Here is a 10,289-nt window from a genome sequence, read left to right on the forward strand (position 1 = left end):
GCTCGCCGTGCGCCCCTCGGCCACCACGGTCTCGGTGCTCGGCTTCGGCCGCATCGGCTCGATGGTGGCCCGCGGTTGCCGCGCGCTGGGGTTCCGCGTGCTCGTCGCCGACCCGTACGCCTCCGGCGACGCGGTGCGCGAGGCCGACTGTGAACTCGTCGAGATCCCGGATGCCGTGGCGCGGGCCGACATCCTCACCCTCCACGTGCCGCTGAGCGACGACACCCGCCACCTGATCGATGCCGCTGCCCTCGCGACCATGAAGCCGGGAGCGGTCGTGGTGAACACCTGCCGGGGTCCGCTCATCGACGAGGAGGCGCTCGCCGCCTCACTCCACTCCGGACACCTGGGAGCCGCCGCCCTCGACGTGTTCGCGGGGGAGCCGCTCGCCGCCGACTCGCCGCTGCGCGACCTCGACAGCGTGCTGCTCACCCCGCACGCCGCCTGGTACTCGCCCGAGGCGCTGGCGGATCTTCCCGTGCACGCGGCCGAGAACATCATCCGGTACCTGGCCGGGGAATCCGTGCCGATCGTCAACCCGACCTACGCCGACGCGCGCTGACCGAAGGATCGACGTGGAACTCCTGCGACTCGGCCCCACCGGCCACGAACGCCCCTACGTCCGTGAGGGCGGCGTCGTCTACGACCTCGCGCCCCTCACCACTGAGATCGACGGCGCCTTCCTCGCCGCCGACGGCATCGCTCGCGTGCGCGAAACCCTCGGCCGCGGCGAGCTCCCCACCGCCGATGTCGACGGTCTGCGCATCGGCGCCCCGGTCGCCCGCCCGACCGCGGTGGTCTGCATCGGCCAGAACTACGCAGCCCACGCGGCCGAGTCCGGATCGGAGCCGCCCGAGCATCCGGTGATCTTCTTCAAGCACCCGAACACGGTCGTCGGGCCGAATGACGTCGTGCTGCTGCCACCCGGTGCCGAGAAGGTCGACTGGGAGGTCGAGCTGGCGATCGTGATCGGCAAGACGGCGCGCTACCTGTCGTCACCGGAGGCCGCACGCGATGTCATCGCCGGCTACACGGTCTCGAACGACGTGTCGGAGCGTGCCTACCAGCTCGACGTCTCGGGCGGACAGTGGTCGAAGGGCAAATGCTCCGAGACGTTCAACCCGCTCGGGCCGGCGCTCATCCCCGCCGACGAGGTCGATCCGCAGGCGCTGCGGCTGCGGTCCTTCGTGAACGGCGAGCAGCGGCAGGACTCCTCGACTGCCGACATGATCTTCTCCGTGCTGCAGATCGTGCACGAGCTGAGCCAGTACCTGGTGCTCGAGCCCGGCGACGTGATCAACACCGGCACCCCGCAGGGCGTCGCGCTGTCGGGCAGGTTCCCGTACCTGCAGGACAGCGATGAGATGACCATCGAGATCGAGGGGCTGGGACGCCAGCACCAGCGCACCGAGCGGGTTCACCTGCGCTGACCTGCGTCATCCACCCGGCGGCCTGTGTCCGGGGCACGGTTCCTTTCGCTGAGTGCACCGTGCCTCGGGCAGAGGCCGTCGGTGTTGCGGGGTCTCAGCCGGCGAACAGCGTGACGGGCATGCCGTGCACGCCCGGTCGCACGGCGAAGAGCGAACCCGCCTCGGTGCCGTGGTCGGGCGAGAGGTCCTGTGCCGACGTCGTGATGTAGAGCGTGCCGAGGTCGTCGTCACCGAACGTGCAGGCGGTCACCTTCGGCACCGGCAGCTCGATGCGCGCGATCACGGCGCCGGTCGCGTCGTAGCCGTGCACAGCGCTCCCGTCCCACAGGGCCACCCAGACGCTGCCGTCGGATGCCACGGTGAGCCCGTCCGGCATTCCCTGCCCCTCGGGGAAGCGCACGAAGGCGCGGCGTCCTCGCAGCTCCCCCTCGACCACATCGAACACGTCGACGCGATGGGTCAGGGTGTCGACGTAGTAGGCCTGCCCGCCGTCGGGAGAGAAGCCGATGCCGTTCGACACCGTCGTCTGCGGCAGCACCGTCGTCACCGACAGGGAGGCATCGATACGCAGGACGGTTCCGGCATCCGCTGTCGCGTCGTAGGCCATCGATCCGGCCAGCAGGCGACCGCGGGGGTCGCAGCACCCGTCGTTCATGCGCACACGGGGGTCGTCGCCCAGCGCGGCGACGGCCCTGGTTCCGCCGTCGACATCATCCGCGAGATAGAGCGTGCGTGCGCCGACGGCCACGAGCCCTCCGCTGGAACGGGGGCGGGCGAAGGCGAGGTACTCGTCGTCGATGTGCTGGCGGGTCACGCCGTCGGGGCGCAGCGTGAGCAGGTCGCCCGCGGTCCCGTCGACCCAGCGCAGTCCACCCCAGCCCGGCCACCAGACGGGGCCTTCGGCATGGTGCGCGACGGGTCCGGTGATGTTCTCCGGGGTCATGCGTCTTCGCGCGGCAGCGTCCGCGGTGGTGCCGGGCGCAGGGGATCGGTGATCGGCAACGGCTGGGGCTCCGCCGCGGGGGCGGGGGCGGGGGCCGCATCGGTCGATGCGTCGGTGGAGGTGCTCGCCTGGGCCGGCAGCTCCCGGGCCACCTGCTTCTCGAGTACCGTGACCGCATCGTCGGAGAGCAGGATGAGCCCATCGAGCTCTTCGCGCACACGCTTGTACGCGACGTTGCGCTCGGCCTGCGTCGCCGATTCGTCCACCGCGACCTTCAGGAGCTGCTGTGCGCGTTCGAGTCTCTTGCGCTCCGGCTCGGTGAAGGTGGAGTCGCGCAGACGCCGGGCATCCTTCTCGGCGATCTCGAACGCGACCGCGTAGTCGCCGACGGCCTGCAGGTACTCGGTGACCTGCTGCTCGGACACCTTGGCGTCGGCAGAGGAGGGACGCAACGCATCCGCCGTCTTCTTCGCGCGCAGGAACGCGGCGGTCAGGGGCTGGCGCCCGTCGCTCATGGCGGGGAAGGCGATGAGCTTCGCGACGTCGAGTTCGTAGTCGAGCCAGCGGGCGGTGATCTCATCGTGCTCGGTGAAAAGGCGTGCGACCAGATCGTTCGGCGCGACGGATGCCGTGGTGTCGACGACCGAGGGTCCGCGGCGCTTGGCCTGATGGGTCAGCGCGCGGGCCTCGATCTCGGCGGTCTTCAGCTGCGCCTTGACCTTGAGCGTCTCGAGGCGTCGCTCGTGACGGCGCTTGGAGCCCCGCTCCCACGCCTTCGCGGCCCCGCCGGCCATTCCCATGATCGGGAAGATGAGCCACCAGAAGTTGCCCGCCCACTGGAAGAACTCTTGCATGATGCGTTCAGCCTACTTCTCGGCGGGCTCCCCGAGAGGGCGGCGGTACCGTTTACGCATGTGGGATGACGACGCGGACCGGTATGCCGTCGTGGTCGCTGCCGAAATCGCGCTCCTCTCCTCGGAGGTACGGACCGACGCAGACCGGGTACAGGCCCTGCTCGCCCCCGATTTCGCGGAGATCGGGGCATCGGGGCGGCGATGGCTGCGGACGGAAACCGTCGTCGAGCTTTCGAACGAGGACAGCAGGGCCGTACCCGAGACCGCGGATTGGCTCTTCAACGAGCTGTCCCCCGGCATCGTCCTCGTGAACTATCGTCTGATCGCCGAGGGGCGGGAGAGCCGGCGGTCATCGATCTGGCAGCTGTCCGATTCCGGGCCCGTTCTGCGCTTTCATCAGGGGACGGTCATCCCCGGGTGACGGCTCAGCTCTTCGTGAGGTCCTGCGCGAACATCACCAGGATCCCGCTCGGGCCGCGCAGATACGTGAGCTTGTACACGTCCTGGTAGTTCGCGACGCCGCGGAGCGGGTGGTAGCCGTGGCGGGCGGCGATCGCGAGCGACTCGTCGATGTCGTCGACCGAGAAGGCGATCCGGTGCATGCCGATCTCGTTCGGCAGGGTCGGTTCGGTCTCGATCGCGTCGGGGTGGATGTACTCGAACAGCTCGATCTGGCCGCGTCCGTCCGGAGTCTGCAGTACCGCGATCTTGGCGTGGTTGCCGTCGAGCCCGACCGCGGTCGCCGCCCACTCTCCGCTGACCTCGTCGCGGCCGAGCACCGTGAGGCCCAGGTCGGTGAAGAAGGAGATGGTGGCTTCCAGATCGCGGACGGCGATGCCGACGTTCTCGAGTGTGATGGGCATGGGTGGGATGCTACTCGCGATCGACCCTCGCGTCAGGGCTACCGTCCGAGCTTCTCGGCGCAGGAGACGCAGTACTCCGCGAAGGGGCGGGCTTCGAGGCGGCCGGCCGGGATCGGTCTTCCGCAGTTCGCGCAGAGGCCGTAGGTGCCGGCATCCAGCCGCGCCAGCGCCTCGTCGACCTGGTGCAGCTCGGATCCTGCTGCCTCGGCGAGCCCGGTCAGGCGAGACCACTCCGACGACAGGGTGACGCCCTCGGGGTCGTGCTCGTCGTCGTCGTTCGAGCCCGCACGGTCGTGGGTGAGTTCATCGAGGGTCGCCGCCGTCGCCTGCACCCGCGCCTCGGCTTGAGTGCGCAACGCGAGCAGGCGTTCCCGGGCTTCGGCGGTCATGCGCCCACTCTAGGCATGGCCTCTGACGTCGGGGTCGTGCTCCGTGCGGGGCTCGCTGTCGGGGCACTGTGTCGGGGCTCCCTGTCGGGCGGAGAACTCCGTGTCGGGCGGAAGCTTCGCCCCGAACCCTCCTCCCGACACGGAGAACTCCGCCGGGCGAGGTGTCTCCGACTCCCGATCAGGCGGATGTCTCCCGCGTCGGCACCGAGTCGGTCGTGGTCGGAACGGCCACGGCCTTCATGCCAGGGTGGTCGCGTTCGAGCGCCGCTCCCTCCATGTCGACGTTCGGCAGGATGCGGTCGAGCCAGCGCGGCAGCCACCAGGCCGATCGTCCGAGCAGGTGCATGAGCGCGGGCATCAACAGCATGCGCACCACGAACGCGTCGAGCAGCACGCCGAACGCGAGACCGAAGCCGATGGAGCGGATGATCGTCGACTCCGAGAAGATGAAGCCGCCGAACACCGACACCATGATGAGGGCGGCGGCGATCACGACCGAGCGGCCTGCGCGGAAGCCCTGGGCGACGGCATCCCGCGCCGAGGCGCCGTGCACGTACGCCTCGCGCATGCCGGAGGCGAGGAACAGCTGGTAGTCCATCGCGAGTCCGAACAGGATGCCGACGAGGATCACGGGAAGGAAGCTGAGGATCGGCCCGGTGCTGTGCAGTCCGATGATCTCGGCGCCCCAGCCGAACTGGAACACCGCCACGATCAGGCCGTACGTCGCGAAGAGCGACAGCACGAACCCGCCGGTTGCGATGATGGGCACGAGCAGCGACCGGAACACCACGATCATGATGAGCAGCGAGAGCCCGACCACGACCACGAGGTAGAGCGGCAGCACTCCGGCCAGCGCCTCGGAGATGTCGATGTTGATCGCGGCCTGTCCGGCGACGCCCAGAGTGATGCCGTCGCCGATCGCGGGCATCGAGCGCAGGTCCTGCACGAGCTTCTCGGTCGAGGCGCTGTTCGGCCCCTCCTTCGGCACGACCTGGAACGCGAGCAGCGTGTTGTCGTCGGACGTCGCGATCGGCGCGACGGCCACCACGTCGTCCTGGTCGGCGATGGCCTGGGCGATCGTGACCTGCGTGGAGAGCAGGTCGTCGTCGCTGACGTCATCGTCGAGGGTCGCGGTGACCAGCAGCGGTCCGTTCGCGCCCTCGCCGAACTGCTCGTCGACGGTCTGGAACGCGCGGTAGCTGGTCGAGTCGCTCGGTTCGCTCGATCCGTCGGGCAGCCCGAGGCGCATCGACATGGCGGGGATGGCGATGATCAGCAGGGCGACCACGCTCACGAGCGCGGTGACGACGGCGCGGAGGGTCGACATGCGCTTCACGGGCTTGCCTGCCGCGTGCTCCTGGCCGATCGTTCCCCGCGCTCGTCGGCTGAGCAGGCGCGTGCCGACGAGGCCGAGGATGGCGGGGGCGAGGGTGATCGCGACGAGCACGGCCACCGCGACGCAGACCGCACCGACCGTGCCCATGAGGCCGAGGAAGGGCACGCCGGTCACGTTGAGGGCGAGCAGTGCGACGATCACGGTCGTGCCAGCGAACACGACGGCCGTGCCGGAGGTGCCCGTGGCGAGGCCGATGGATTCACGCACCGGCACCCCGGCGAGCAGCTGTTTGCGGTGTCGGTTGACGATGAACAGCGAGTAGTCGATGCCGACCGCGAGCCCGAGCATCACACCCAGCACCGGGGTCACCGAGGCCATGTTCACCACGCCGGAGAAGGCGAGGGATGCCGTGACGCCGACGCCCACACCCACGATGGCGGTGACGATCGGGAGGGCGGCGGCGATGAGGGAGCCGAGCATCACGATGAGGACGATCGCCGCGAATGCGAGGCCGACCGCCTCGCCGATGCCGAAGATCTCCGGGACGCCCTGTGCGATGTCGGTGCCGAAGTCGACCTCGACACCGTCGACGGGGGAAGATGCGAAGTGGTCGATCGCGCCCTGCTTCACCTCTTCGGAGAGTTCGAGGCGCGGGTCGACGAACGAGATGTTGACGATGGCGGTCGATCCGTCTTCGGAGACCACGCCGATGCCGTCGGCCAGATCGAGGAGGGTCGAGCCCAGCTCCACCTGATCGGCGTTGTCGTCGAGGGTGATGCGCGACTGGTCGAGCTCCGCGTTCTGGGCCGCGACCTGCGCCAGCTGGGCGTTCACCGCGGCGATCTGCGCGTCGAGGCCGGCGAGCTGTGCGGACCCGGCACCGGACTGCTCGGCCTGGGTGCGGGCCGCCGCGAGCTGTGTGAGTCCGGCTTCGAGCTGCGCGCGTCCGTCGTCGAGCTGGGTCTGGGCGGCATCCAGCTGCGCGCGGCCGTCGGTGATCTGGGTCTGGCCGTCGGTGAGCTGCTGCGCCTGCTCGTCTTGCTGCTTCTGCGCGTCGAACGGATCGATCACCCCGGCGACGCCGTCGAGATCCTCGGCGCTCGCGGCGAGGTCGGAGATCTCCTTCTTCTGGTCGTCGGTGAACGGAGACCCGTCTTCGGTCCGGTAGACCACCGTGCCGGTGCCGCCGGCCGTGTCGGGCAGCTTGTCGGCGAGCTCGTCGGTGACCGCGCCCGAGGCGGTGCCGGGGATGTCGAAGCTGTTGCTCAGCGTGCCGCCGAGGGTCAGGAAGGCTCCCACGCCGATACCGAGGATCAGGACCCACGAGACGATCACCGTCCACGCCTTGCGTGCAGCGAACGAACCCAGACGGTACAGCAGTGATGCCACAGTGGTCTCCTTCAGACTCGAAGATCATACGGCACGTCTCGTCTAGAGATCTGTGGCTATCCTGAATCCATGGTCAACGAGCACCGGAGCGGGCCCGTGCGCAGCACGGCGGCGCGCGAGGCGATCCTCGATGCGACCTCCCGACTGTTCCATGCGCAGGGGTACGACCGGCTCACGATCGAGGGCATCGCGAAGGAAGCCGGGGTCGGCAAGCAGACGATCTACCGCTGGTGGCCGTCGCGCGGTGCGCTGATCGCCGACTGTCTCGTGGACGGACGTCTCATCCCGGTGGATTTCGTCGTGCCCGACACTGGCGACCTGTTCGCCGACGTCGAGACGTGGTTGCAGTCGGTCTTCACGATCCTCGCGAGCACGCAGGGTCAGGCCCTGCTGCAGTCGCTGGTCGCGGCTGCTGCCGAAGATGCTGCGGTCGGTGCGCACCTCGGTGGAAGCCTGGGCGTCGAGCAGCACCTGTCTGAGCGCTTGAGGGGCGGGATCCGCGACGGTCAGCTGCCGGAGGATGCACCGATCGCGCAGATCGGTCGGGCGATCCTCGGCGCGATCATCGTGGAGTCGCTCGGACGGGAGAGCCACGGACCCGACGGGATCATCGAGCTGACGAGGTACCTCTTCACCCGCTGAGCGGCAGGTGCTGTCCCGTGTCTCAGCCGAGGAGCAGGGTCAGCACGGTCGCGCCGCCACCGCCGAGGATGAGCGCGATGATGACGGTCCAGGCGACGATGCGGATGCGCCGGTTGCGCTTCTCGCCGAGGTCGCCGTAGTCCTCGTCGTTCGGGTTCTGGCGGCTGACCTCGCTCATGCGCTGACCTGCTCCGTGACGGTCGGGCCGAAGTACGACGGGAGGGTGGCCTGCGAGCGCTCACGCAGCTCGGCGGCCGACACGGTGAAGACGCCCTGCACCTCGAGCTTCGCGCCCTCGCTGTCGGTCACGCCGATGCGCATCACCGGGTAGTCGCGTCCTTCGCAGAGGCCGCGGAACTTCACGTCATCCTCACGGGGCACGGTCACGATCACGCGGCCGGTCGACTCGGAGAACAGGGCGGTTGCGGCGTCCACTCCGTCGCGCTCGATGATTTCGTTCAACCAGACGCGAGCTCCGACGCCGAAGCGCATGACGCCCTCGGCGAGCGCCTGCGCGAGGCCTCCCTCGGAGAGGTCGTGCGCCGAGGAGATCAGCCATTCGTCGCGGGCTGCCGACAGCAGACCGGCGAGGCGCTTCTCGCCCGCGAGGTCGACCTTCGGGGGCAGACCGCCCAGGTGCTGGTGCACGACCTCTGCCCATGCCGAGCCGGAGAGCTCGGTCGAGGTGGTGCCGAGCAGGTAGATGTTCTGGCCCTCGTCCTGCCATCCGGAGGGGATGCGGCGCGAGACGTCGTCGATGATGCCGAGCACGCCGACCAGCGGGGTCGGGTGGATCGGCACGTCGCCGGTCTGGTTGTAGAACGAGACGTTGCCGCCGGTGACCGGGGTGCCCAGCTCGTAGCAGCCGTCGGCCAGGCCGTCGACCGTCTGGCCGAACTGCCACATGACCTCGGGGTTCTCGGGAGAGCCGAAGTTCAGACAGTCGGTGATCGCGGTCGGCACGGCGCCGGTGACGGCGACGTTGCGGTACGCCTCGGCCAGGGCCAGCTGTGCGCCCGCGTACGGGTCGAGCTGGCAGTAGCGGCCGTTGGCATCGGTCGAGACCGCGAAGCCGAGACCCGATTCCTCGTCGACGCGGATCATGCCGGCGTCGTCGGGGAACGAGAGGGCCGTGTTGCCGAGCACGTAGTAGTCGTATTGGTTGGTGATCCAGCTCGTGTCTGCGAGGTTCGGTGAGGCGACGAGGTTCAGGAACTGCTCGCGCAGCGTCTCCGGGTCGGTCGCGCGGGGCAGGTTCTCGGCGGCATCCGCCTGGAGGGCGTCGATCCACGTCGGGTAGGCGACCGGGCGGTCGTAGACGGGGCCGTCGACCGCGACCGTCGAGGGGTCGACGTCGACGATGCGCTCGCCCTGCCAGTCGATGATGAGGCGTCCGTCACCGGTGACCTCGCCGAGCACGGAGGTCTCGACCTCCCACTTGTTCACGACCTCGAGGAAGGCATCGAGCTTCTCGGGCGCGACGATCGCCATCATGCGCTCCTGCGACTCCGACATGAGGATCTCCTCGGCCGTGAGCGTGGGGTCGCGCAGCAGCACGTTGTCGAGCGAGACCTTCATGCCGCTGTTGCCGTTGGCCGCGAGCTCGCTGGTCGCGCACGAGATGCCGGCGGCACCGAGGTCCTGGATCGCCTCGACGAGCTCGCCGCGGTACAGCTCGAGGCAGCACTCGATGAGCACCTTCTCGGCGAACGGGTCGCCCACCTGCACCGCGGGGCGCTTGGTCGGGCCGGTCGAGTCGAAGGAGTCGGACGCGAGGATGCTCGCGCCGCCGATGCCGTCGCCGCCCGTGCGCGCACCGAACAGGACGACCTTGTTGCCGACGCCGGTCGCGTTCGCGAGCTTGAGGTCTTCATGACGCAGCACGCCCACCGCGAGGGCGTTCACGAGCGGGTTGGCCTGGTAGACGGCGTCGAAGACCGTCTCGCCGCCGATGTTCGGGAGTCCCAGGCAGTTGCCGTAGAAGCTGATGCCGCTGGTCACGCCGTGCACGACGCGGGCGGTGTCGGGGTGGTCGACTGCACCGAAGCGCAGGGCGTCCATGACTGCGACCGGGCGGGCGCCCATCGAGATGATGTCGCGGACGATGCCGCCGACGCCGGTCGCCGCACCCTGGAAGGGCTCGATGAACGACGGGTGGTTGTGCGACTCGGCCTTGAAGGTGACGGCCCAGCCCTCGCCGACGTCGACGACGCCCGCGTTCTGGCCCATGCCCACCATCAGGCGTTCCTTCATCTCGTCGCTGACCTTCTGGCCGAAGCGGCGCAGGTAGTTCTTCGACGACTTGTAGGAGCAGTGCTCGCTCCACATGACGGAGTACATCGCCAGCTCGCCCGAGGTGGGGCGGCGTCCGAGGATCTCCTTGATGCGCGCGTACTCGTCGGGCTTGAGTCCGAGGGCCGCGTACGGCTGCTCCTTCTCGGGC

Annotated in this window: 11 protein-coding genes; 4 read left to right on the forward strand and 7 right to left on the reverse strand. The window is 69.2% G+C overall.

Annotated elements, in window-relative coordinates:
• Together B2869_RS17405 and B2869_RS17410 are read left to right on the forward strand one after the other, a co-directional pair.
• A partial coding sequence (locus tag B2869_RS17405; protein WP_292769317.1) for an NAD(P)-dependent oxidoreductase occupies positions 1 to 562 on the forward strand: 562 nt, incomplete at its 5' end.
• A 13-nt stretch (positions 563 to 575) separates the two neighbouring features.
• Complete coding sequence (locus B2869_RS17410; RefSeq protein ID WP_292769320.1) at positions 576 to 1,430, forward strand: fumarylacetoacetate hydrolase family protein; 855 nt, start codon at positions 576 to 578, stop codon at positions 1,428 to 1,430.
• 94 nt (positions 1,431 to 1,524) lie between these two features.
• On the opposite strand, the gene B2869_RS17415 is transcribed toward B2869_RS17410, so the two are convergent.
• Positions 1,525 to 2,373, reverse strand: coding sequence for an SMP-30/gluconolactonase/LRE family protein (locus B2869_RS17415; protein ID WP_292769323.1), 849 nt, complete (start codon positions 2,371 to 2,373; stop codon positions 1,525 to 1,527).
• Positions 2,370 to 3,227, reverse strand: coding sequence for a hypothetical protein (locus B2869_RS17420; protein WP_292769325.1), 858 nt, complete (start codon positions 3,225 to 3,227; stop codon positions 2,370 to 2,372). Before B2869_RS17420 ends, B2869_RS17415 begins: the two co-directional genes overlap by 4 nt.
• Positions 3,228 to 3,285: 58 nt before the next feature.
• On the opposite strand from B2869_RS17420, the gene B2869_RS17425 reads away from it, so the two are divergent.
• The gene (locus tag B2869_RS17425; RefSeq protein ID WP_021200244.1) at positions 3,286 to 3,648 is read left to right on the forward strand and encodes a DUF4440 domain-containing protein; all 363 of its coding nucleotides are present in this window, start codon (positions 3,286 to 3,288) and stop codon (positions 3,646 to 3,648) included.
• 4 nt (positions 3,649 to 3,652) lie between these two features.
• Here B2869_RS17425 and B2869_RS17430 read toward each other — a convergent pair whose 3' ends face one another.
• From B2869_RS17430 to B2869_RS17440, 3 genes are all read right to left on the reverse strand, one after another.
• Positions 3,653 to 4,090, reverse strand: coding sequence for a VOC family protein (locus B2869_RS17430; protein ID WP_029263104.1), 438 nt, complete (start codon positions 4,088 to 4,090; stop codon positions 3,653 to 3,655).
• 38 nt (positions 4,091 to 4,128) lie between these two features.
• The gene (locus B2869_RS17435) at positions 4,129 to 4,479 is read right to left on the reverse strand and encodes a TraR/DksA family transcriptional regulator (protein WP_292769333.1); all 351 of its coding nucleotides are present in this window, start codon (positions 4,477 to 4,479) and stop codon (positions 4,129 to 4,131) included.
• A gap of 178 nt (positions 4,480 to 4,657) precedes the next feature.
• On the reverse strand, positions 4,658 to 7,204 hold the full coding sequence (locus tag B2869_RS17440) for an MMPL family transporter (protein WP_292769336.1): 2,547 nt from the start codon (positions 7,202 to 7,204) through the stop codon (positions 4,658 to 4,660).
• Between the two features lie 69 nt (positions 7,205 to 7,273).
• On the opposite strand from B2869_RS17440, the gene B2869_RS17445 reads away from it, so the two are divergent.
• Positions 7,274 to 7,846 carry a TetR/AcrR family transcriptional regulator gene (locus B2869_RS17445; RefSeq protein ID WP_029259409.1) on the forward strand — a complete coding sequence of 191 codons (573 nt, stop codon included), beginning with the start codon at positions 7,274 to 7,276 and terminating at the stop codon, positions 7,844 to 7,846.
• Between the two features lie 22 nt (positions 7,847 to 7,868).
• On the opposite strand, the gene B2869_RS17450 is transcribed toward B2869_RS17445, so the two are convergent.
• Complete coding sequence (locus B2869_RS17450) at positions 7,869 to 8,024, reverse strand: hypothetical protein (protein ID WP_021200249.1); 156 nt, start codon at positions 8,022 to 8,024, stop codon at positions 7,869 to 7,871.
• The coding region (purL, locus tag B2869_RS17455) for a phosphoribosylformylglycinamidine synthase subunit PurL (protein WP_292769340.1) at positions 8,021 to 10,289 on the reverse strand (2,269 nt) is incomplete at its 5' end. The genes purL and B2869_RS17450, both read right to left, overlap by 4 nt.

Source organism: Microbacterium sp. UBA3486 (assembly GCF_002377845.1).
Lineage (GTDB): Bacteria > Actinomycetota > Actinomycetes > Actinomycetales > Microbacteriaceae > Microbacterium > Microbacterium maritypicum_A.

Bases quoted from the DNA above. Each gene is read 5' to 3' on its own strand.
- B2869_RS17415 (WP_292769323.1), bottom strand. From the start codon at position 2,373: ATGACCCCGGAGAACATCACCGGACCCGTCGCGCACCATGCCGAAGGC.
- B2869_RS17420 (WP_292769325.1), bottom strand. From the start codon at position 3,227: ATGCAAGAGTTCTTCCAGTGGGCGGGCAACTTCTGGTGGCTCATCTTC.
- B2869_RS17425 (WP_021200244.1), top strand. From the start codon at position 3,286: ATGTGGGATGACGACGCGGACCGGTATGCCGTCGTGGTCGCTGCCGAA.
- B2869_RS17430 (WP_029263104.1), bottom strand. From the start codon at position 4,090: ATGCCCATCACACTCGAGAACGTCGGCATCGCCGTCCGCGATCTGGAA.
- B2869_RS17435 (WP_292769333.1), bottom strand. From the start codon at position 4,479: ATGACCGCCGAAGCCCGGGAACGCCTGCTCGCGTTGCGCACTCAAGCC.
- B2869_RS17445 (WP_029259409.1), top strand. From the start codon at position 7,274: ATGGTCAACGAGCACCGGAGCGGGCCCGTGCGCAGCACGGCGGCGCGC.
- B2869_RS17450 (WP_021200249.1), bottom strand. From the start codon at position 8,024: ATGAGCGAGGTCAGCCGCCAGAACCCGAACGACGAGGACTACGGCGAC.